Source organism: Bradyrhizobium sp. RP6 (assembly GCF_003837805.1).
GTDB lineage: Bacteria > Pseudomonadota > Alphaproteobacteria > Rhizobiales > Xanthobacteraceae > Bradyrhizobium.
Window position 1 is genome coordinate 117,217 of the sequence record NZ_RQIT01000001.1, and the last position, 21,804, is coordinate 139,020.

Below are 21,804 nucleotides of genomic sequence, written 5' to 3' on the forward strand. Positions count from 1 at the left end.
TCATGTGACCCTGCCTCAGGTGCGGATGCGGCGGCTGCCATAGTGCGGATGCTTGCCGCCGCGATGACGCCAATAGCGATGCTTGAACGGATTCGTGTTGGTATTGGGCCTCGCATCGCCCGTGGCGGCCGTGCCGGTCTGCTTCGGCGGAGCCACGGTATCGTCCTTCGGCTGCGCTAGGGAAATGTTCGATGCTACGGCGGCCGCCACAAACGCGCCGAGGAACAAGGTACGATAGCTGGTCCAGATCTTCATCCTCGCCTCCATGTGGTCAGCGACAATCGGTCAGATCGAGATGGCTCCGACGGCCAGGCCGTAGATTCCGATTCCTGCGGCGATGGCGACTGCGCCGAACAGGACGGACTCAACCGGCTTGAACAGCCGCTCCTTGCGTTCGCGCCTGGCGATCAGGAACAGCAGCGTTCCCGGCGCGTAGAGGATCGCGGACAGCAGGAGAAATTTCGCCCCGCCGGCGTAGATCATGCCCGCCGCGTAGAGCGTCGCTACGAAAGCGAAGATCCCCTCGCTGGTGCGGGCGCGCTCGCCGGAAGCATAGGCCTCACCACTCCATGCGAGCTTCAGGCCGTACGCCGCCACGAGGAAATACGGGACCAGTGTCATTGCGCTCGTCATCTTGAGGGCGAGCGTGAAGGCATATTCGGCGAACCAGCTCACAAGAAGAAACGCCTGTATCACGCAGTTGGTGAGCCAAAGCGCGCCGACAGGGACCTTGTGAACGTTCTCGCGCGCCAGAAAGGCCGGCATCGTGCGCTGAATGGCCGCTGAGTGCAGGATCTCGGCCGCAAGGAGGGACCATGACAGGTAATTGCCGAGGATCGAGATCAGCAATGCAATGCTGATGAACACACCGCCCCAGGGGCCGACCATGGCCTCCATCACGCCTGCCATCGATGGTGTCGGTAGGTCCGCGAGACCGCTCCGCGGCAGGATGCCGTAGGACAGGAGTGTCACGAGCACGAGAAGGCAGAGAACGGTCAGAAAGCCGGTCACCGTCGCGATGCCGATGTCGTCGCGCCTTCGTGCGTAGCGCGAATACACGCTCGCGCCCTCGATGCCGACGAAGACGAACACCGTGAGCAGCATCGTGCTGCGGACCTGGCTCAACACCTGCCCGGCGTCGGGCTCCGTCGTTCCCCAGAAATTGTCGGAGAAAAGCCCGCGGTTCAGGGCGACCGCAGCCACCACGATGAACAGCACGATGGGGATGATCTTCGCGAAAGTTGTGACGGTGTTGAGCGCGGCAGCCCCCTTGATGCCGCGCAGCACTAGAATATGGACGCTCCACAGCAGCACGGAGGCCGAAGCGATGGCTACCGGCGTCGTGCCGTCGCCGAACACGGGGAAGAATTGGCCGAGCGTGGCCTTGATCAGGATGAGGCAGGCAACGTCGGCAAGACAACAGCCGATCCAGTAGCCGGCGGCGGACGCAAAGCCGATGTAGTCACCGAAGCCGGCTTTGGCATAGGCGTAGATGCCTGCATCGAGCTCCGGCTTGCGCCGGGATAGGGATTGGAACACGAAGGCCAGAGTCAACATGCCGGTGCCAGCAATCATCCAGGCAATGATCGCTCCCAAAGCGCCCGTGGTGCGCCCGAACTGAGCCGGCAATGCGAAGATGCCGGAGCCGACCATCGACCCGATCACCAGGGCGATCAGCGCATTGCGCGAAAGCTTCCGATCGGCCTCGCTTGTCGAAGCAACCATGATGGATGCCTTCCGATACGAGGCGGCTGCACTCGCGGCCTCCTTGCCCAGACCTTAAGGCCGGCTTCCGCGTAGGCACATCAGGGATTGTCTGTAGGGAGAGGGGCAGGAAATCGGCGGCCGCCGAGTCAGGTTTCGCGACGGTAAGCGGCGGTGTCGTCCTCACTCGCGTGGCAGGACGCCGGCTCCGTTTCCCGGGCGACCAGCACGACACTGCCACGGAAGAGCTCGCCGGACTTTGCAAGTTCGGCGGCAAGGCACCTGGCGTGCAGGACGGCCGCGTCCTCCTCGCCGAATTCGAATCCGATCCCGTCGGGCGAGACACCGTATCGGTCGGTAATATGAAAGAAGAAGCGCATGCTTCCGGTTAGGTCATCGCGCCTCCCGTCTCCAGTGACAAAAGCGCAAGGTGTCTCAGCCAAAGGTCGAAGGAAGTTCCAGCCTTACGGATCGGCAATGAGGGCCGGGCCCCTTCGGGAGAGAGTGTTTTCACCGGACGTCCTCGGGTGATTGTCCGATGTTGCTCAGTCGCGGCAGACCCTAGCGTTGTCGTGTGCTGGGAAGCCAAGAGGAGGATGCGATGTCGAATCTCGATGAGAACCTGGCCGCGACGGACGTCGCTGTCGGCCGTATCACCGTGGATACCGGACTACGCCAGTACATGTTACGGATCTATGGCTATATGGCCGCGGGTGTCGCCTTGACGGCCGTCGCCGCCGGCCTGACCTACCAGGTCACCGGTCCCGCGCTGCTGCAGAGCCCGCTCATGTGGGTCTTCATCCTGGCGCCGCTTGGGTTGGTGTTCTTTCTCGGCTCGCGTATCGATACCTTGTCGGTGCCGACCGCGCGACTGCTATTCTTCGTCTACGCCGCCCTGGTCGGCATTTCGCTCTCGATCCTGCTGCACATCTACACCAGCTCGTCGATCACCCGTGTCTTCGTTGTTGCAGCGGCAATGTTCGGGGCGCTCAGTCTCTTCGGCTACACGACCCGGCGCGACCTTTCGGGATTAGGGACCTTCCTGCTCATGGGACTGATCGGAATCATTGTCGCAAGCATCGTCAACCTGTTCCTGTGGTCGACCGCGCTCGACTGGCTGATCTCGATCGTGGGGGTCGGCGTGTTCGCCGGATTGACGGCCTATGACACGCAGCGAATCAAGGCCATGTATGACGGCACGGATGACCACACCGCTGCGGGGCGAAAGTCCGTCATTGCCGCGCTGTCACTCTACCTCAATTTCCTAAACCTTTTCCTGATGCTGCTGCGTCTTGCAGGCGGGCGACGTTGAGGGAGGCGGCGGCTCAGGGCGCCGGCTGCTCCACCGTGCTAGCGAGGGCGTCGCGCAAAGCCTTCTCCTTGGTCTCGTCGAGGGAGGTCTTGAGCACGACGCCGCCTGCGTCCTTGATCTCCTTGATCACCTTGTCAGCGGTCATGTGCTTGATCAAGACGAACAGGGCGGCGTTGCCCGGCTGGAGGTTGGCGGAGAGGCTCTTCATGAAAGCATCGTCGATGCCGACGTCTGAAAGAGCGCCGCCGAGCGCACCGGACGCAGCGCCTACGGCAACTCCGAGGATCGGGTTGAGAAAGAGAACACCGATCAGGAGGCCCCAGAAACTCCCCGTCACCGCGCCCATGGCCGTCGTGTTGACGAGTTGATTGAGCTTGATGCTGCCTTGGTCCGTCTTGACGGCGATCACGGCGTCGTTGATCGTGATCAAATATTCCTTCTGCAGCTTGAGCAATCGCTGACGGACTTCTTCGGCTTTCGCCTCCGACGGATAGACGATGGCGACCAGATCGGACATGAAGACCTCCCGGTTGGAGCATAGCAAGGGGACCCGGGGAAGCTACCGCGCCGGCGTCGCCTCGGGCGATCGGAGAAAACCCTAGGCCTCGGTAGGGAATGTCCCGATGGGAGTTTGGACGCTGATGATTGCTCCCGAAGGGGTGGCGCACAGCGACATCGCTCGCGCCGCCCCATCGCTGATACCTCGGCCATCAATTGGTCCCTAGCGGCGCGGATTCGGGACGCAGGTCCCATGCCGCCCGCTGACCGACGCGCGGCACTGGGCCCGCGTATCGTACATGCAGGTCAACGTTCCCTTGAACTTTCTGCACCACGACAGATCCTGCGCCTGTCCTGGCGTCCACGAACCCATGGCACTGAGCGCTATGAAGACGGCGGTGGACAGCAAAACCAGCTTTCTCATCTCGGTGTCTCCTCTCGTTACCAATCGCCCGCAGCCCTGATCGCGGGCTCGTCAAACCCGCCGCTGCTTTGGCGAATGCGCCGCACGCGCCGCAACGGTGGCAGCTCCGGGTTTATGCACTGTCTGCGCATGTCGGGTATCAGGTGATCGCCTGACCTTCGCTGCGGGAATCTTCCGGGCCGCGACGCGGATTGCTCGATCGCGATTATACCCGAGGACGCTAAGTAGATTTGCTGATACAAGTGGGATGAATTCTCCGCAAAATCCTCAGTGGCGCGGATGGGGCGACTCATGCAGCTGCGATCTCTGAATACGACGCTTGTTGGAGCGCTTGCTGCGTGGCTGCTGAGCGCTTGTGACAGGGACGAGGCGACGGACGCCGTGCCGGCTCCGCGTCCCGTTCGCACCGTGACGGTCGAGAAGCGGGAGCAACTGAAGCCTCTCACGTTTTCCGGCCGCATCGAAGCTGAAGACGAAGTGAGCCTGGCATTTCGAATTTCCGGCCGGCTGCATTCGAGTGACATCCGGCTCGGTGAGCGCGTCGAAGGCGGCCAGCTGCTGGCGCAGCTCGAATCTCAGGACCAACTGAGCGCGTTGCGGCAGGCGCAGGCTGCCCTTGCCGCAGCCCAAGGCCAGCTCACTCAGGCCCGCAATCATTTCGAACGCCAGCAGACGCTGTTGGCACAGGGATGGACGACGCGCGCCAATTTCGAGGCTGCAACTCAGGCGCAACATACGGCCCAGTCGAATGTCGAAATGGCAGAAGCTCAGTTGAGCTCTGCCCACGACCAGGTCAGCTTCACCGAGTTGCGGGCCGACGCGCCCGGCAAGATCACCGAAACGGGGCCTGCCGCCGGAGAGGTCGTACAGGCCGGACAGACGATTGCGCGGATCGCGCGGCAAGATGGTCGGGATGCGGTCTTCGACGTGCCGGCCCAATTCGCGCGCGCGGCCCCGGCCAATCTGCAGGTGAGTGTTAGTCTGGCCGATGACCCGGCGGTGACAGCAAAAGGGCGCATTCGGCAGATTGCAGCGCAGGCCAACCCGGTGACGCGAACCTTCGAGGTCAAGGTTGGACTCAACGATCCGCCCGCCGCAATGCGACTGGGGGCGACTGTAACAGGGCACGTCGAGATCAGCGGCGGGCCAATGATCGACATTCCGGCGACCGCGCTGACCAGGATGAATCGGCAGGCGGCGGTCTGGATCCTGGACCCGTCGACGAAGACAGTGTCCATCCGCAATGTCGACGTGCTGCGCTTTGATCAGGCGCAGGTGATCATCGCGCAAGGCCTGGACACCGGCGAGATCGTGGTGACCGCAGGCGTGCAGGCACTTCACCCGGGTCAGCGGGTGCGCGTACTCGGGTCGGAGCCTTGACCGGGTTCAACCTCTCGGAATGGGCACTCGGGCGTCGCCCGCTCGTCATCTATCTGATGATTGCCGCGGTGATCGCCGGTGCGCTGTCTTATCTGCGGCTGGGCCGGAACGAAGATCCTGCATTCACCATCAGGACTATGGTCGTTCAAGCGGCCTGGCCGGGAGCAACAGCCGATGAGACGATGAAGCAGGTCACCGAGCGGCTCGAGCGCCGGCTGCAGGAGACTCCGCATCTGGATTTCCTGCGCAGCTTCACTCGGCCCGGCCTCACGACCATCTTCGTGAACTTGAAGGGGAGCGCCAACGCGAGGGACGTTTCCGATACTTGGTATCAGGTTCGGAAAACGATCGGGGACATCCGCCACACCCTGCCGGCGGGAATCATCGGACCGGCGTTCAATGACGATTTCGGCGATACCTTCGGCATCATCTATGGATTCACCAGCGACGGATTTACCCCGCGCGAGCTGCGTGACCGCGTCGAGGCAATCCGCTCGCGCCTTCTGGGCGTGCCCGATGTCGCTAAGATCGAGCTGCTGGGCAATCAGGACGAAGTGATCTTCGTCGAGTTCTCGAAACAGCAGCTGGCAAGTCTCGGCGTCGATCGCGCGGCCCTGATCGCCGCCCTGGGGGCGCAGAATATCGTGATCCCGGCCGGTACGATCCAGACGGGGACCGAGAGAATTTCGCTTCGGGTGTCCGGACGATTTCAGTCCGAGCAGGACATTGTCGACATCAACTTCACGGCCGGCGGCCGCACGCTGCGTCTGAGCGATCTTGCGACGGTGCGGCGGGGTTACGCCGATCCGCCACAACCACTGTTCCGTGTCGATGGTCGTCCGGCGATCGCGCTCGCGATCGCGATGCGGGAGGGCGGCGACATTCTCGCTCTCGGCAGGAACATCAAGGCCGCGATGGCAGGGATCACGGCCGATCTGCCGATCGGAATCGAACCCAGCCTCGTCGCGGATCAGGCCGCCGTGGTGGACGAGGCGATCGGAGAATTCATGACGTCGCTGGTGCAGGCGATCGCGATCATTCTCGTCGTGAGCTTCATCAGTCTCGGCGTTCGGCCGGGTCTCATCATCGCACTGGCTATTCCGCTCACGCTTGCGATCGTGTTTCCGACCATGGAGTTTCTTCGCATCGATATGCAGCGAATTTCCCTCGGCGCTCTCATCATCGCGCTCGCGCTGCTGGTCGACGACGCCATGACCACGACTGATGCCACGCTCAATCGCCTGGCGCTGGACGACGGCAAGATTGCGGCCGCGACTTACGCCTTTCGCACGCATGCCTTTGCCATGCTCACGGGAACCCTCGTAACGATCGCCGGGTTCATTCCGGTCGGTTTTGCGGCCAGTGCTGCCGGCGAATACACGTTCTCGCTGTTCGTCGTGGTTGCGATCGCTCTCCTGGCATCGTGGTTCGTCGCCGTCATCTTCACGCCGCTGCTGGGCGTCGCCATCCTCGAGCCGCCCAAGGCGACAGCCGATGAGCCCGGCCGAGTCTTTCGCTTGTATCGGCATTTCCTGGTCCTGGCGATCCGCGCCAAATGGCTGACCATAGGCGCGACGGCTGCGCTCTTTCTCGCTTCCGTGCTCGCGCTTCCCCTCGTTCCACAACAGTTCTTTCCGTTGTCCGATCGGCCGGAACTTCTGGTGGACATCAGCCTGCCGCAGAATGCATCGATCTTTGCCAGCGAGGCGGCGGCGAAACGCCTCGATGAGGTACTGATCGGCGACCCCGACGTCGGTCATTGGAGCACCAATGTCGGGCGCGGTGCGATCCGCTTCTATCTGCCGCTCAGTGTCGAGCTGCCGAACGAGTTCTTCACCCAGGCGGTTGTTGTGGCCAGAGACATTGCGGCCCGCGAGCGCCTGCATGCCAAGCTGGAACGGTTCCTTGCGGATCAATTCCCGAACGCCATCTCCTCGGTCTCGCCGCTCGGGCTCGGTCCGCCCGTCGGATGGCCGCTGCAATATCGTGTCAGCGGTCCCGATGTCGAGCGGGTGCGCGACATCGCCGTCGAAGTCGCGCGGATCGTCGGCTCCGATCCCAGGGCCAAGAGCCTCAACTTCGACTGGATGGAGCCGGATCGCCAGATCCGCGTTCGCGTCAACCAGGATGAGGCGCGCCGTCTCGGCCTGAGCTCGCAGGCGATCTCAATCGTTCTGAACACTGTGATATCAGGCGCGCCCGTGACCCAGGTGCGGGACGATATTTACCTCGTGGACGTGGTGGCCCGCGCAACGGACGAGCAACGCGTCTCATTGGCGAGCTTGCGGACGCTGCAAGTGCCGATACCGGGGGGACGCACCGTTCCGCTGAGCCAGTTCGCCAATTTCGAATACGGTCAGGAGTTTCCGCTGGTCTGGCGGCGCGATCGCGTGCCTACCCTGACGGTGCGGGCCGCCCTTGCCGAGGAGTTACCGTCGGAGACGGTGGTCAATCGGCTGGCTCCTGCTATCGCCAAGCTGAGAGCCACCCTGCCGCGCTCGTACGACGTCGTGGTCGGCGGCACAGTGGAGGAGAGCCGGAAGTCGCGGGCTTCCGTGATGGCCGTCGTGCCGATGATGCTGTTCGTCATGTTCACGGTGCTGATGGTGCAGCTGCAGAGCTTTCCGCGGCTATTGATGGTCGTCAGCGTCGCGCCGCTCGGCCTGATCGGCGTCGTCGCGGCGCTGCTCGTGTCCGGACGGCCGCTGGGTTTCGTCGCCATCCTCGGCGTGTTGGCGCTGCTTGGCATGACTAGCAAGAATGCGGTGATCCTGGTCGGGCAAATCGAGGCGGAGCGCGCGCAAGGGAAGGGGCCCTGGCAGGCGGCAGTGGATGCCAGCAGTTCTCGCTTTCGTCCCATCATGCTGACGGCCGTCTCAACCGTACTCGGCATGATCCCGATAGCGCCGACCGTCTTCTGGGGGCCGATGGCCTTTGCAATCATGGGCGGCCTGCTCGTCGCAACCGTTCTAACTCTGGTGCTGCTGCCGACCTTGTATGTCACCTGGTTCGGCGGCAAAGAAATGGCGCCAGCTTCCGATGCTTCCAGCTCGGCGCGAGGGTAATCCCGGGCGTCGACTAGGTAATCACCTGATGGGCCGGGCCGAGGCCACGGCGCATGGTTCGATCTCGAAATGGGGAGGTCGGCAACGCATCGTTCGAGACATCGATGACGGCGCCGGTCTTCGCTTGCTCTTCGAGGCCATCCAATGACTGCGACGACATCGGCCCAGAAGCTCTCACTGTTCGCACTGACGGGAATGGTCGTCGGCTCCATGGTCGGCTCCGGCATCTTCTCGCTGCCCAGTACCTTCGGCACTGCAACAGGTCCCTTTGGCGCCATCCTCGCCTGGTGCATCGCAGGCGGCGGCATGTACACTATGGCGCGCGTGTTCCAGTCTCTTGCCGAGCGAAAGCCAGATCTCGATGCCGGCGTGTACGCCTATGCAAAAGAAGGCTTCGGCGACTATCCCGGATTCCTGTCGGCGCTCGGTTACTGGATAGGCAGTTGCATCGGCAACGTGTCCTACTGGGTCCTGATCAAATCGACCTTGGGCGCGTTCTTTCCCGTGTTCGGCGACGGCAACACGGTCATTGCGATCGTCGTTGCCTCGATCGGGATCTGGCTATTCCACTTCATGATCCTGCGCGGCGTGCAACAGGCCGCCGCGATCAATACGATCGTCACCATCGCCAAGATCGTGCCGATCCTGATCTTCATCGCCATCCTGATCTTCGCCTTCAAGGCCGACCTGTTCCGTGCCAACTTCTGGGGTGGCGAGGGCATGCCGGACAAGGGGCTCTTCGAGCAGATCCGTGCGACCATGCTGGTCACGGTGTTCGTATTCCTCGGGATCGAAGGCGCCAGCGTCTATTCTCGCTACGCCAAGGAGCGGTCCGATGTCGGCGCGGCGACGATCCTGGGCTTCCTGGTCGTCACGAGCCTCATGGTGCTCGTCACCCTGCTGCCCTACGCCGTGCTGCCGCGCGCGGAGATTGCCGGCATGCGGCAACCGTCAATGGCGACGGTGCTGGAGGCGGTGGTGGGGCATTGGGGCGCCGTCTTCGTCAGCGTCGGGCTCCTGGTCTCGGTGCTCGGCGCTTATCTCGCCTGGTCGCTAATCTGCGCAGAGGTGCTCTCCGCGGCCGGTCGGACCCGGGATATGCCGCGCGTGTTCGGTACCGAAAACGCCAACAACGTGCCGGCTGCCGCGCTCTGGCTGACCAATATCGTGGTGCAGCTCTTCGTCATCAGCACCTACTGGTCCCGTGATGCCTTCTCGCTGATGCTCAATCTCACGAGCGTCATGAACCTCATTCCGTTCTTCCTGGTCGCCGCCTACGGATTGCTGCTGGTGAAGCGCGGCGAGACGTATGAGAAGAGCGCGGGCGAGCACAGGCGCGATCTGATCTTCACCGGCATCGCCGTCATCTACACGCTCTTCCTGATCTACGCGGCCGGAATGAAATACCTGCTGCTGTCCGCGCTACTCTACGTGCCCGGTACGGCACTGTATGTCTGGGCGCGGGTCCAACAGAAGGCGAGGATTTTTGCACCGGTGGAGTGGGGCATCTTCATCGTAGCTGCGATTGGCGCGGCCGTCGGCATTCACGGCCTCGCCACCGGCTACATCACGATTTAGGCGGATCGATTGCGGAGGTGCGCTCATGGCACAACAGACATCAAACGGAGCGCTTCCTTTTGGCGTTCATTCGGAAGTCGGTCAGTTGCGCAAGGTAATGGTCTGCTCGCCGGGCCGCGCGCACCAGCGCCTCACCCCTACCAACTGCGACACGTTGCTGTTCGACGACGTTCTGTGGGTCGACAATGCCAAGCGCGACCATTTCGACTTCGTGCAGAAGATGCGCGACCGCGGCATCGAGGTCGTCGAGATGCACAATCTTCTCACGGACACCGTCGCCATCCCGGAGGCGAGGCGATGGATCCTCGACAATCAGGTGGTCCCAAACCAGGTCGGTCTCGGCCTGATTGACGAGCTCCGCGGATATCTGGAAAGCCTCGCCCCCCGCGAGCTGGCGGAAACCCTGATCGGCGGATTGTCGACCCACGATTTCCCCGACGCACATGGCGGTGAAATGCTCCGGTTGATCCGGGAGGCGGCCGGCATGACCGAGTATCTGCTGCCGCCGCTGCCGAACACGCTGTACACGCGGGATACCACCTGCTGGATCTATGGCGGAGTGACGCTGAACTCTCTGTTCTGGCCAGCGCGTCACGAGGAGCCGATCCTCGCCGCCGCCATTTACAAGTTCCATCCGGATTTCGCCGGCAAGGTCAATGTCTGGTGGGGAGATCCGACTCAGGATCACGGCCTTTCCACACTGGAAGGCGGTGACGTGATGCCGATCGGGAAGGGCAATGTCCTGATCGGACTGAGCGAGCGGACATCGAGACAGGCGATCAGCCAGCTTGCTGCCGCTCTTTTCAGGAAAAAGGCTGCCGAGCGCGTCATTGTGGCGGCCATGCCCAAGCTCCGCGCGGCGATGCATCTGGATACGGTCTTCACCTTCGCTGATCGGGATTGCGTGCTGCTTTATCCCGACATCGTCAACAACATCACGGCGTTCTCCTACCGGCCGGCAGACAATTCCGCCGGAATCGAGTTGCGCAAGGACGAGAAGCCCTTCGTGGATGTCGTGGCGGAGGCGCTCGGGCTGAAGAAGCTCCGCGTGGTCGAGACGGGGGGCAACGCCTATCTGCGCGAGCGAACCCAATGGGACAGCGGCGCCAATCTCGTTTGCGCATCCCCCGGTGTCGTGTTCGCCTACGATCGCAACACCTACACCAATACCTTGCTGCGCAAGGAGGGGATCGAGGTGATCACCATCGTCGGTGCGGAGCTCGGACGAGGTCGTGGGGGCGGTCACTGCATGACCTGCCCGATCATCAGAGATGCCGCCGACTACTAGCGGCACCGCAGAATTGTCCGGCCGAGAAGATCAACCACTGATCTGTGCGGAGAACATTAACACGCCATAATTCGATCTCAACCTAAAGCTGAGTCGCGATGCATCTAGCCGTCGGGAGGGCGCGATGCGAAGGTGCGGGATTCTCTTGCCGATCTTCGGCCTGCTGAGTGCACATGCCGCGAACGCGGCCGATCTTGACCTCACGGAACTCAAAGCCAGCACGGCCGTGCCGTACCTCTCCGCTCCGTCCTGGAGCGTCGTCGGTTCCATCTCGCCGACCTTCACCGACAATGCGCTGTTTTCACGCGACAACCGCCGGGCGGACGGCTATTACGAGCCCGACGTGAGCGTCAGGCTGGACGGCAACCTCAGTCACGATCTCTCGTACCGGCTTTACGCGCGCGCGCAGTACGACGCCTTTTCACGGGAGAAGGACGGCAACTTCGCTGTGGCTCGCATGGGCGCACGCCTGACGCAGAATTGGGGCGACTGGCGCTTTTCAGCAATTTATGAGAATCGCTACGATTTCGACGGCGTCTTCCGCGATCTGGCGTTCACCTCCAACGACGTCATGGGCTCGGTGGCCCGTGATTTCCCCATCGGCAATGTGACCCTCTCGCCATTGCTGCTCCTGACCTATCGTTTCTCGGATCTGGCCGAAGCGCGCCGGTGGCGCTTTGATGCGGTGCTCGGGATTGAGATCAAGCTGGATCCCGAATGGTCGGTCGTGAGCACACCATTGTTCGAGGCAGCTTGGTTCACCGACGGACTCAATGCCGGTCGTCAGGATCAGCTCTATTCGATCGACGTGGGTCTGAAGTATAATCTCGCCACCAACGTATCGCTTACGACTACAGTGCTGTACGAAGCTCGAACGTCGAACGTCCCTCTGCGACGATACAGGGATGTTCGCATCGGTCCGCGGCTGGACTTCGCCTTTTGAGAGGTGCTCGAGAAATGCCGGCAAGACGCCCTCTAATGCTGACCTGCCTCATCGTCTCAAGCATGACGACGACGGTCGTGCAGGCCGATCCTCGTGATGCGGTCGATCGTAGCCATCGACTTGATACCGATGCACTTCGGGATGATGCCGCGACGCGCCGTCTGGAGCAACCATCTCACCCGCTCGCAATTGTGCCGGCCCCGGCAGCACCGCCCGCGAAGGCGACCAGAAAGAAGAAGTCGGACACGAGCAATAGCCGTTAGCCTGGCCGGCGAGCCCGTCCATCGCTGTATGCGAGGAGGACGGTGGAGGACACTCGGCGACCACGGATGGCGGCGCGACGATGTCGTTCGGGCTCACCTCGCCGCGCATCGACATTTTTACTCTCTATTGCATCGGATTTGAGATTCGGCGGCCCTTATGAAGGCCAGGATTTCAATCTCCCACGAATACTACCTAATGTTGAACGAGCGGTTCGCTGGGTGTATAGTTGATTGACCCCGCAGGTGCGCTATTCCGAATTCGGTGGAGGATTTCTCGCCGGCGGGGTGGGGAGAGACCCCGCTATTGAGTCGCCGGTATAGAGTGAGTAGTACAGTGAAGCTACATGGCTCCCCCACCAGAGAGTCGAGGCAAACCAGTCCCAAGCGCTGGCTGCGCGTAGGTTTGCAGCCATCGACCGAGGAGCTTTACTGGAACTCTTCTGGAGATCTCCTCTTCGTCGCGCGCCCCTCCTTTTGCGGACACTTCGTCTACGAGAGCATCAATCCGGCATTCGAGTCTCGGCTCGGCGTGTCGTCGGGAGACGTACTCGACATGGACGTATTCGATTGCCTGAGCGCGGACGACGCGAGATCCGTCTGCGAGGCGCTGGGGGCGAGCCTCGCGGAGGAGGCTGAGATCAGGATCCGCCAGCGGCTGTCGTTCGGTGGTTCGCTCCGCACGATGGAAACGACGGTCATGCCGGTCATGGATCCTGCGACGCGCGGAGTCGTCCGGTTGATCGGCTGCCATTGCGAGTCGCGCGACATTTGCTTCGAGGACGCCACCACATGGAGGAACGGGCTGGATGTCGAAGCTGGCCTGCTGTCGGTTCAGGAGAGCATTCAGCAGCGGATCGCCTCCGATCTTCACGATTCGACCTGTCAACATCTGATTGCCGCGAGCCTCGGTCTGATGCGGATCCGCGGCCAGCTTGGCGACACGCAAACCGCCGAACGGCTCTGCGACGAAATCGACGCGTCGATCGATGAAGCACTCCGGGAACTCCGGGCCTTCGCCTATCTGCTGCATCCGCGGGATCTGACGGGTGACGGGTTGAAGGACACAATCGAAGGCTACGCGGAAGGGTTCGCAGCGCGTACCTCGTTGCATGTAAGGGTGAATATCGTGCCGGAGGTCGAGCGGCTGCCTGATGAGGTAAAGCGCTCGCTGATGCGCGTCATTCAGGAGGCACTGACGAACGTCTTCCGTCATGCGAAAGCGACGGAGGTGGCGATCGTCATCGATGTTGTGGACAGCCGTTTCCAGTTGACGATCAGCGACAATGGACGCGGTTTTCCTAACCCCGGCAGGCCCGGCGTCAAGACGCTGTCGAGCGGCGTCGGAATTCCCGCGATGCGCGCCAGGCTGCACAAGATCGGAGGTACGCTCGCCATCGAGTCCAACCGGATGGCGCCGCATTCCGGCACCGTTCTATCCGCGGTCTTCCCGTACGTGCTTGCAGTGAATAGACGCAATCGACGAAGGACCACGATCAATACGAGGGCCAGTACAGGCACACGATCAGCGAAAGAACACTAGCCAGCGGCGGCGGGTCGAGGGCGCGACCCGAACCGCCGTCAAGAACGAGGAGTGTGCTGCATGAAACGTATCCTCATAGCCGACGATCACGAAGCGGTGCGATCGGGTTTGCGGGCGGTCCTCGAACAGCGGGCGGACTGGGAAGTGGTGGCCGAGGCTACTGACGGAGGCAAGGCAGTCGCCGCGGCGATCCAGAGCCAGCCCCACGTCGCCATCCTGGATTTCTCGATGCCGAAGATGACCGGCGTGGAGGTGGCGCGGCGGATCAGGGACCATCGGCTGCAAACGGAGATCCTGATCTTCTCCGTCCACAATTCGGGTCTGATCGCGCAGCAGGCGTTCGAGGCCGGCGCCCGCGCTTTCCTGGTGAAGTCTGATGCGAACAAGCTGCTGCTCGCGGCTGTCGAGTCGCTGCTGATGCACAGGCCGTTCTGTACAAACAGCATTGCCGAATTCGATGGTGGGCCGGGCTCTCACGGCGAGCGTCACCACCATGGGCTGACGGCGCGCGAGCAGCTCGTCGTCAAGCTGGTTGCAGAGGGCTACAGCAACAAGGGGATTAGCGCGATCCTCGACCTCAGCGTTAAAACTACGGAGGCACATCGTGCAGCGGCGATGCGCAAGCTGGAGGTAAACTCGACGGCGGGCCTCGTGCGATACGCGGTGCGGACCGGACTGATCGAGGCCTGATCGCAAGCCGTGGCCGTCCATGGCTGTCAGTACCTTCGCCTGCATCTCTCAGGGTTTTGCTGGATAACCCGTTCTTGTGGACGCCGTATGATCGTTCGACATCGGCCGATGACCGCCCAATCCCATCTGGCTTGGGCGAGGTTAGGCAAACGGGAACGACCCGTGAAACGCATCTTGATTGCGGACGATCATGAAATCGTGCGTTCCGGACTTCGTGCGATCGTTGAAACGCGGTCCAACTGGATCGTGAGCGGCGAGGCGACGAATGGTGAGCAGGCGGTCACGCTCGCGCTGGAAACCAGGCCCGACATCGTGATTGTCGATTATTCGATGCCGATCATCAACGGTCTGGAGGTCAGCCGCCGCCTCAGGGCGCTTCACGTTCGAACCGAGGTGCTCATCCTCACGATGCATGAAAGCGAGGAGCTCCTGACAGAAGCCATTCTGGCCGGAATCCGAGGCTTCCTGTTCAAGTCGGACGCTCGTAATCATCTCCTTTCCGCGGTCGAAGCTCTGCTCGATGGCAGGCCCTACTTCACGAGCGTTCTCCTGGAGAAGCTGCTCCGCGACTACCAGGCGAACAAGCAGAACCGGGCCGATATGCTGCTGACGTCGCGCGAGGAGAGCGTGGTTCAACTGATTGCAGAAGGCCACACCAACAGGTCAATCAGCGCGATCCTGAAGCTGAGCGTCAAGACGGTCGAAACACACCGCGCCTCGGCCATGCGCAAGCTCAGGATGTCGTCCACCGCCGAGCTGGTTCGCTATGCTGTCCGCAAAAGATTGGTCTCTCCCTGATTGGGGTCTGCACCGGGGATCATAGTAAGAAAGCACCGTCGACGATTCCAGCGGTCCGTAAAGAATGCCTCCACCGAACGGCGCCCCGACAGGAAAACCGAGGAGCAATGGAGCGGGTCTCTGATTTTGAATCCGAATTCGTCTTTAATGGGCTGCGAGATGGTGGTGGCCGGGGGTATCTGGAGCTCGCCCTTGTTTGAACCGGTTGGCCGAATCTTGCTCAAATTGGCCCTTGATGCACTGGGCTGCCCCACGCTGGCTAACGCTGGCTCTTGCTGGGTGGAGATGACGGGCGCCTTGCAGCAAGCGCGCGGACTGGTCCCCTTCGCTGAGATCCCCAGCCCACTTCCGAAAGTTCAGAGCTAAGGTGAAGTCGTGGATCGTACCAAGGCGTATGCCGTGTTGCGGGTCTGCAGCCGGCACGACGGTATTCTGACAACGAAGAATTCTCTAACGATCTCAACGAGCGAAAAAGCCGTGAATTGTCAGAAGCTGCATTGAGACTGCAAAGGAAATCGAAGACTTCCCGGCTGAGTACGAGGGTTCGATTCCCTTCACCCGTTCCAATCTGCCCCTTCGCCTGGCGACGCTACGCGATGATCGGATGGGCCCCTTGGCGCTGAACTCGCCTGCCGCGGATAATGTCCAATGTCCGGAGGGGCCATGAACGAGCGGCGGCGAGGCTTTCTCATGGGTTGACTTAACTCAACGCGCAACGTCGGTTAATCGAGACAAATACATCGCTTCTGGGCTCTTCGAGGAGAACAAGATGAGGAAACTTGTCATGTTCGCCGCCGCCGCTGTGATCGTAGCGACCGGCGCGTTAGCTCCCACGAGCGCGGTGGCCGGCTGCTACCGGTTGGGCGAGACCGGCTATCACTGGTATCGTTCCTGCTGGGGCCCGCGCTGGATCTATCCTCATCATCGCGTCTGCCGGCGCGGTCATTGCTGGTACCGCTGAAGCATCGCTCCCGCGGCCTGAGTTGCTCCGGACTCGCGCGTTGCGCGACTACCTCATCTTGGACTGCGTCTTGATCGTGGCGCCGTCCACGGCGAAGGCGCCGTATCCGCGGTGGTGAAGCGTCTTGGGATTCTTCCGGGCGGGATCGATCCATGCGCGGAGGACCTCGAGAACGAACAGATTGTAGCGCGCGACCATGCTGGTGTCCGTCACGCGACATTCGAGATTGCAGAAGCATTCCTTGACCAGAGGGGCGTCGACCAGGGTCGCCGGCAGAGGCGTTAGCCCGAAGCGCTCGAATTTGTCGCTGTTGCGGCCCGAGCAATTGCCGATCCCGGCGACCGTATCGGCAAGGCTGCGTGGCGGAATTGCGATCACGGCTTGCCCAGTCGAGCGGAGCGCGGCGAAGCTGAAATTGGCTTCGCTGACGATGCACGCGATGAGCGGCGGCTCGAACTCCACCATCATGTGCCACGACATGGTCATGACATTGGGGCGCCCGCGGCTGGCCGTCGTCAGCAGAACGACGGGGCCGGGCTCGATCAGCTGGTAGACCTTCGAAAGTGCGCGTTGTCGAAAAACCATCCCGGCTGCCACCTTCCGATCGGCCTGAGAGCATTGACGCGGTTTGCGGCCGTTCGGCTCTAAAAGCGCGATAAGATTCGGATGAAACGTCATCGTGCTTTAGGTTATTGTTTGAGCATGATCCTTTCGGAGAACCGCTTCGCACGTTTCCGGATCGTGCGTTAGGGAACGACGACGACAGCGCAAGGAGCGAGGCTGACGAGCTTCTGGGAGACGCTGCCGAGCAGCAAGCCTGCCAGCTGGCCGCGTCCGCGCCGTCCCACGACGATCATCTTGGTCGACGTCTGGGCCGCGAGATCGATCAGGGATTGCGTGACGTCACCCCAACATGTTCGAACTTCAATGCGGATGGGTCCTGCTTCGCGCGCACGGGCTTGCGCGGCCTTGAGGGTCTGCCCCGTCAACGCTTCCAACAGGTCACCGGCGGTGGCTCCGGTGTGCGGAAGTTGGCGAACCTCTTCCCCCAGAAGTCGATCGGCAACCGTGACGATCAGGAGATCGCATGCCAACGCTCTGGCAAGCTCTGCTGCCACGTCGATCGCGCGGCATGCGCCGCTCGATCCGTCGGTTGCCACCATGATGTTGGTCATGAGAAAGTCCCCTGGGCATTTTGAGCATTCTGCGGCGGTTGATCGGCACCGAACTGATCCTGCTCAGGCCGTACCGGGCGCCGCGGAATAGCCGATCGGTCGGCAAAAGCACTGGACAGGAGCTGCATGGTCTCTCCCCTAGCTTGCGGCGCGGACTGACGTTGGCGCCTGCAGATGCCGCCCGAACCATCGGCCGGCATGTTCGATGACGGCGTTCATGGCGCCCGGCTCGGGAAACAGGTGCGTTGCATTGGGAATGATTTCCAGTGCCGACGGTCCGCCAAGCCAGGAGAGCGCCTCCTTGTTGAGCTCGATCACGCCGAGATCGGCGCCGCCGACGATCAACAGGGTCGGCGCGCGAACATGGGGCAGGGCTTCGCCGGCAAGATCCGGACGTCCGCCACGAGAGACCACCGCGGCAATTCGGTGAGGCAACTGAGCGGCCGCGATGAGGGCGGCCGCGGCGCCGGTACTGGCGCCGAACAATCCGACAGGGAGGCTGGCAACCGCAGGTTCAAGGCCTTGAAGCCAGTCGACAGTCCCGACCAGCCGTTGTCCAAGCATTGCAACATTGAAGACGTTCGAGCGGTCCTGCTCCTCTTGCGGCGTGAGAAGATCAAATAGCAATGTCGCGAAGCCGCGTGCGTTCAGTCCCTGCGCGACCGCAATATTCCGGGTGCTGAACCGGCTCGAGCCACTGCCGTGCGCAAACGCGACCAGGCCACGAGCCTTTTCCGGCAGCGTCAGCGTTCCTGCCAGCTCCAGCGGCGGAATGAGAACGTCGAGCGATCGGTCGCGTTTCATGAATCGTCCATGGTCCGGTCAGCCCTGCAGATTTTTGAGCGGCGCCGGAAGATGGGCCATCAACTTCTCGAATTCGCCGGGATCCAACTTCTCCCACAGCACTTCGTAAACGCCGCGGGCTGCCCCGAGCGCAGTGATGGGGAACTGCGGCGGAAGCTCCCTGGCGACATGTGCCGCAAACTCCTCGATGTGCCGTTCCTTGGTCGGCGTTGCCGCTATATGCCAGCCCTCGTAGTAGATGCCGCGCACCATGATCGGCAGCTGAGCCCCGAGCTTGACAGCGACTTCCGGCGGCAGGCGATCGCGCAACGCATGCAGGACGGCTCGCAACGCATTGTAGGCTTGATGACGGTTTTCCAGGGCCAGCTGCTCGTCGATGGCCTTGAGCCAGACATTTGTTTCCTGGACCGAATGGTCCAACGCAGTCACACCCGTGGATGTGCTCATGATGTTGCTCCCGGATCAGAGACAGGTCGGCGATTATCTGTAGGCTCGGGCCGGCCTGCTTTGATGTGCCGCAAGGTTCCCCACCTGGATTGCCAGTCGCATCGGGTTGATCTCGCGCAAAGCTCTGGACGCATCGTGTGCTCAGACTAATCGCCTGACAGGAGGAGCGTAACCATGCAAACCCCGGCTCAAATCGAATTCGAACACGTGATGCCGTCCCCGAAGCTGCAAGCTGCGATCGACGGGCACATCGCCGAGCTGGAAAAGCGCTACGGTCGAGCGACAGCGGGCCGCATTATCGTGAGAGGCCCCGGTAACCGTCACAAGACAGGCGGTCAGTACCAGGTGAGCATCCGGCTGTCTCTTCCCGAAGGGCGCGAGGTCAATGTCGGACGGACACCCAAGGAGGACGAGCGGTACGCCGATCTCACCTTTGCGGTGGACGATGCATTCAAGCGCGCGCGGCGGCAGCTGCAGGACCAGGTGCGTGTGATGCAAGGCCAGACTAAGCTCCACGACGGAGAGCCGGTTGGAACCGTCGTGCGTATCGATCCCAGCGGCGAGTTCGGCTTTTTGGAAGGGACCGACGGCCAAGAGATTTATTTCAATTGCAACAGCGTTGTGGAGGGGCGCGCGAACATCGCGGTTGGCTCGCAAGTCAGCTTTGTTGAGGAGCTCGGAGACAAGGGGCCGCAGGCCAGCACAGTCAGGGTTCTGAACAAGCACGGCTTGCGGACCTAGGTGCTCCATCATCGCATTGTGGAGTGCCCATGATGGATAGTAGCTGGATGCCTCGGACCGCATTGACCCGTAGCGATCGGCTGCGCCTGTTCGCCCTGGACGGCAGCACCGAGTTGGGCGAGCGCATCGCGACATCGTTGGGCTGCACGCTGGCTGCTCATGAAGAGCGCAGCTTTGGCGACGGCGAGCACAAAATCCGTCCGCTCGATGTGGTGGCCGGTTGCGACGTCTATGTCGTTCACAGTCTTCATGGTGGCCCCGTCGAAAGCCCGAATGACAAGCTTTGTCGTCTGCTGTTCTTGGCCGGCGCGCTGAAGGACGCGGGCGCCACGAGCGTGACTGCGGTCACGCCATATCTTTGCTATGCGCGAAAGGATCGCCGAACCAAGGATAATGATCCCGTGACCATCCGCTATCTGGCGTCCCTGTTCGAGGCCGTCGGTACGAGCAGGATCGTGACGCTGGACGTCCACAACGAAGCTGCCTTCGAGAACGCCTTTCGCTGTCCTTCCGTTGCACTCACGACGGCGCCGCTGCTGATCGAAAAGATCAGGTCGATCGCAGGCGACAGGCCAATCAGCGTCGTGTCCCCGGATCTGGGTGGTGGAAAGCGAGCCGATCTGTTGCGCGAGGCTCTTGAGAAGGCGTTGCGGAGGCCAATAGGAAAGGCCTTCGTCGAGAAGCATCGCAGCTCGGGCCGGGTGTCCGGCGACCTGTTTGCCGGTGATGTGACGGATGCATTCTGTGTCGTGGTCGATGACCTGATCAGCAGTGGGGGAACCCTGGTCCGTGCGGCAAAGGCGGCGCGGGCGCATGGCGCGACAACCGTCGTTGCGTGTGTTGCCCACGGCTTGTTCATGCCGGGGGCCGAGACGACACTTGCGGACGTCTCGATCGATCACATCATCGCCACGGACACCGTTCCGCCGTTCAGGCTTCCTCCCGGGCCTGTGCGTGCCAAGCTCGAGGTGATCTCGGCGGCTCCGCTGCTCGCCGAAGCCATCAGACGGCTACATCAGAACGAATCTCTGGCCGATCTGTTGATGTACCAGGCCTGACGGAGCCTTGCTTCGATCATGGGACGAGCAGCCGTTCGAGCCGCCTTGCGTCGGCTTCGGCGAGGGCGAGATAGGCACGCGCGAGGCGGGGCCATTTATCGGGTGTGCGCGGGTGCTCATCGAGCAAATGCGCGATGGACAAGCGTGCCCTCAGCATCGCGCGACCAATTCGATAAAACAGGAATACGCCGCTCGCGGGATCGTCTTGCAGCGTGCGTGCCAACCGTCGGCGGATCGCGTCACCGAACCATCGGCCGCCGAGCCGCTCGCATTCCAGATGCAGAAACGCGATCTCGTCCAATGCATCGCCGGCTCGCAAACGGGAATTGAACTCGAGACAGTCGATGATGGGATAAGGAGGCGTCAGCCAGATGTGCTCCGGCCTCAGGTCGCCGTGACCATCGACGACGAGCCTTCGCGAGACCCGTTCGATAAGTGTTTGAGAATCCTGTTCGAGAAATCGCCGTTGAGCGGACGCGACACGCAGGATCGTGCCATGCGGCAGGCCGAAGCTTCTGTTCAGGAGAACTCGCCAATCAAGGATGGCGGCTTCGTGCAGCGAGGCGAGGTAAGTTTCCGGCTCGATCAGGACCCGCGCGGCATGCGAATAGAAGCGCGCGAGAACGGTCGCCAGCTGCTCGGCGTCGGCGTTGCGAGCTTTGACGCTGCGAAGCATGGCTTCGAGCGTTTCATCCTCGTTCAGCCGGCGCATCACGACAAGCCAGTCAGCGGCTGGACCGTGGCCGCCGATCGCGTAGCCCGAGGCACTTTCGGTCAGGGGCACGACGCCGAGATAGACGTCAGGCGCAAGCCGGCGGTTGAGGCTCGCTTCCGCCAGGCACGCGGTCCTTCGGCGAGCCGACGTGGAGAAATCGAGATAGGGAAAGCGCACCGGCTTCTTGAGCTTGTAGACCCGCGCGCCGTCCATGAAGACCCAGGACATGTGGGTCTCGCGCACCTGAAGGCGGTCGGGAACGGGGCTGTAGCTCTCGGGTCGGCTCAGGAAAGCGACCTTGCGGATCAAGGCAGAGATGCTGTCGTTCGCGGCATCCTCGATCGAAACTTCGTCCTGACGCTCCAGCATGACAACTTATTGCCAAACGAACAGCGATACGGTTTGACGCTGATCAACGAT

The 21,804-nt window shown here is 62.0% G+C and carries 23 protein-coding genes; 13 read left to right on the forward strand and 10 right to left on the reverse strand.

Going from position 1 to position 21,804, the window contains the following annotated elements:
* Positions 1 to 15: 15 nt before the first annotated feature.
* The 3 genes from EHH60_RS00650 to EHH60_RS00660 form a co-directional block, all read right to left on the reverse strand.
* Positions 16 to 255 carry a hypothetical protein gene (locus tag EHH60_RS00650; RefSeq protein ID WP_124157614.1) on the reverse strand — a complete coding sequence of 80 codons (240 nt, stop codon included), beginning with the start codon at positions 253 to 255 and terminating at the stop codon, positions 16 to 18.
* A gap of 30 nt (positions 256 to 285) precedes the next feature.
* Complete coding sequence (locus tag EHH60_RS00655) at positions 286 to 1,725, reverse strand: basic amino acid/polyamine antiporter (RefSeq protein ID WP_124157615.1); 1,440 nt, start codon at positions 1,723 to 1,725, stop codon at positions 286 to 288.
* A gap of 128 nt (positions 1,726 to 1,853) precedes the next feature.
* On the reverse strand, positions 1,854 to 2,084 hold the full coding sequence (locus EHH60_RS00660) for a DUF6894 family protein (RefSeq protein WP_124157616.1): 231 nt from the start codon (positions 2,082 to 2,084) through the stop codon (positions 1,854 to 1,856).
* A 221-nt stretch (positions 2,085 to 2,305) separates the two neighbouring features.
* Between EHH60_RS00660 and EHH60_RS00665 the strand changes: the two genes are divergently transcribed.
* Positions 2,306 to 3,016: a Bax inhibitor-1/YccA family protein gene (locus EHH60_RS00665; RefSeq protein WP_124157617.1), complete on the forward strand. Its 711-nt coding sequence runs from the start codon at positions 2,306 to 2,308 to the stop codon at positions 3,014 to 3,016.
* A gap of 13 nt (positions 3,017 to 3,029) precedes the next feature.
* Here EHH60_RS00665 and EHH60_RS00670 read toward each other — a convergent pair whose 3' ends face one another.
* Both EHH60_RS00670 and EHH60_RS38750 read right to left on the reverse strand, forming a co-directional pair.
* Positions 3,030 to 3,533: a DUF1269 domain-containing protein gene (locus EHH60_RS00670; protein WP_124157618.1), complete on the reverse strand. Its 504-nt coding sequence runs from the start codon at positions 3,531 to 3,533 to the stop codon at positions 3,030 to 3,032.
* Between the two features lie 204 nt (positions 3,534 to 3,737).
* On the reverse strand, positions 3,738 to 3,938 hold the full coding sequence (locus EHH60_RS38750) for a DUF3551 domain-containing protein (RefSeq protein ID WP_124157619.1): 201 nt from the start codon (positions 3,936 to 3,938) through the stop codon (positions 3,738 to 3,740).
* Positions 3,939 to 4,229: 291 nt separating this feature from the next.
* Here EHH60_RS38750 and EHH60_RS00680 point away from each other — a divergent pair, with 291 nt between their 5' ends.
* The 10 genes from EHH60_RS00680 (at position 4,230) to EHH60_RS00725 (ending at position 16,444) form a co-directional block, all read left to right on the forward strand.
* Positions 4,230 to 5,318 carry an efflux RND transporter periplasmic adaptor subunit gene (locus EHH60_RS00680; protein WP_245454360.1) on the forward strand — a complete coding sequence of 363 codons (1,089 nt, stop codon included), beginning with the start codon at positions 4,230 to 4,232 and terminating at the stop codon, positions 5,316 to 5,318.
* Entirely contained in the window at positions 5,315 to 8,383 is a 3,069-nt protein-coding gene (locus EHH60_RS00685; protein ID WP_124157621.1) for an efflux RND transporter permease subunit, read from the forward strand. The genes EHH60_RS00680 and EHH60_RS00685 overlap by 4 nt, the downstream gene beginning before the upstream one ends.
* Positions 8,384 to 8,527: 144 nt before the next feature.
* Complete coding sequence (locus EHH60_RS00690; protein ID WP_124157622.1) at positions 8,528 to 9,961, forward strand: basic amino acid/polyamine antiporter; 1,434 nt, start codon at positions 8,528 to 8,530, stop codon at positions 9,959 to 9,961.
* Between the two features lie 25 nt (positions 9,962 to 9,986).
* Positions 9,987 to 11,249, forward strand: coding sequence for an arginine deiminase (arcA, locus tag EHH60_RS00695; protein WP_124157623.1), 1,263 nt, complete (start codon positions 9,987 to 9,989; stop codon positions 11,247 to 11,249).
* A 145-nt stretch (positions 11,250 to 11,394) separates the two neighbouring features.
* Positions 11,395 to 12,192 carry an outer membrane beta-barrel protein gene (locus EHH60_RS00700; RefSeq protein ID WP_245454361.1) on the forward strand — a complete coding sequence of 266 codons (798 nt, stop codon included), beginning with the start codon at positions 11,395 to 11,397 and terminating at the stop codon, positions 12,190 to 12,192.
* A 35-nt stretch (positions 12,193 to 12,227) separates the two neighbouring features.
* Complete coding sequence (locus EHH60_RS00705) at positions 12,228 to 12,455, forward strand: hypothetical protein (RefSeq protein ID WP_124157625.1); 228 nt, start codon at positions 12,228 to 12,230, stop codon at positions 12,453 to 12,455.
* Between the two features lie 334 nt (positions 12,456 to 12,789).
* Complete coding sequence (locus tag EHH60_RS00710; RefSeq protein WP_245454362.1) at positions 12,790 to 13,995, forward strand: sensor histidine kinase; 1,206 nt, start codon at positions 12,790 to 12,792, stop codon at positions 13,993 to 13,995.
* Positions 13,996 to 14,055: 60 nt separating this feature from the next.
* Entirely contained in the window at positions 14,056 to 14,685 is a 630-nt protein-coding gene (locus tag EHH60_RS00715; protein ID WP_124157626.1) for a response regulator, read from the forward strand.
* A gap of 162 nt (positions 14,686 to 14,847) precedes the next feature.
* Entirely contained in the window at positions 14,848 to 15,483 is a 636-nt protein-coding gene (locus EHH60_RS00720; RefSeq protein WP_124157627.1) for a response regulator, read from the forward strand.
* Between the two features lie 769 nt (positions 15,484 to 16,252).
* Positions 16,253 to 16,444 (forward strand): hypothetical protein, encoded by a 192-nt coding sequence (locus EHH60_RS00725; protein ID WP_124157628.1) that lies wholly within the window; start codon positions 16,253 to 16,255, stop codon positions 16,442 to 16,444.
* 48 nt (positions 16,445 to 16,492) lie between these two features.
* Here EHH60_RS00725 and EHH60_RS00730 read toward each other — a convergent pair whose 3' ends face one another.
* From EHH60_RS00730 to EHH60_RS00745, 4 genes are all read right to left on the reverse strand, one after another.
* Complete coding sequence (locus tag EHH60_RS00730; protein WP_124157629.1) at positions 16,493 to 17,029, reverse strand: flavin reductase family protein; 537 nt, start codon at positions 17,027 to 17,029, stop codon at positions 16,493 to 16,495.
* Positions 17,030 to 17,190: 161 nt separating this feature from the next.
* Positions 17,191 to 17,619, reverse strand: a complete 429-nt coding sequence (locus EHH60_RS00735; RefSeq protein ID WP_124157630.1) for a universal stress protein — start codon at positions 17,617 to 17,619, stop codon at positions 17,191 to 17,193.
* 138 nt (positions 17,620 to 17,757) lie between these two features.
* Positions 17,758 to 18,423, reverse strand: coding sequence for a dienelactone hydrolase family protein (locus EHH60_RS00740; protein WP_124157631.1), 666 nt, complete (start codon positions 18,421 to 18,423; stop codon positions 17,758 to 17,760).
* An 18-nt stretch (positions 18,424 to 18,441) separates the two neighbouring features.
* Positions 18,442 to 18,870 (reverse strand): DUF2267 domain-containing protein, encoded by a 429-nt coding sequence (locus EHH60_RS00745; RefSeq protein WP_124157632.1) that lies wholly within the window; start codon positions 18,868 to 18,870, stop codon positions 18,442 to 18,444.
* A gap of 174 nt (positions 18,871 to 19,044) precedes the next feature.
* Here EHH60_RS00745 and EHH60_RS00750 point away from each other — a divergent pair, with 174 nt between their 5' ends.
* Complete coding sequence (locus tag EHH60_RS00750) at positions 19,045 to 19,611, forward strand: HPF/RaiA family ribosome-associated protein (protein WP_124157633.1); 567 nt, start codon at positions 19,045 to 19,047, stop codon at positions 19,609 to 19,611.
* 29 nt (positions 19,612 to 19,640) lie between these two features.
* Positions 19,641 to 20,669: a ribose-phosphate diphosphokinase gene (locus EHH60_RS00755; protein ID WP_245454387.1), complete on the forward strand. Its 1,029-nt coding sequence runs from the start codon at positions 19,641 to 19,643 to the stop codon at positions 20,667 to 20,669.
* A 16-nt stretch (positions 20,670 to 20,685) separates the two neighbouring features.
* On the opposite strand, the gene EHH60_RS00760 is transcribed toward EHH60_RS00755, so the two are convergent.
* Positions 20,686 to 21,597 (reverse strand): hypothetical protein, encoded by a 912-nt coding sequence (locus tag EHH60_RS00760; RefSeq protein ID WP_124157634.1) that lies wholly within the window; start codon positions 21,595 to 21,597, stop codon positions 20,686 to 20,688.
* Between the last annotated feature and the right edge of the window lie 207 nt (positions 21,598 to 21,804).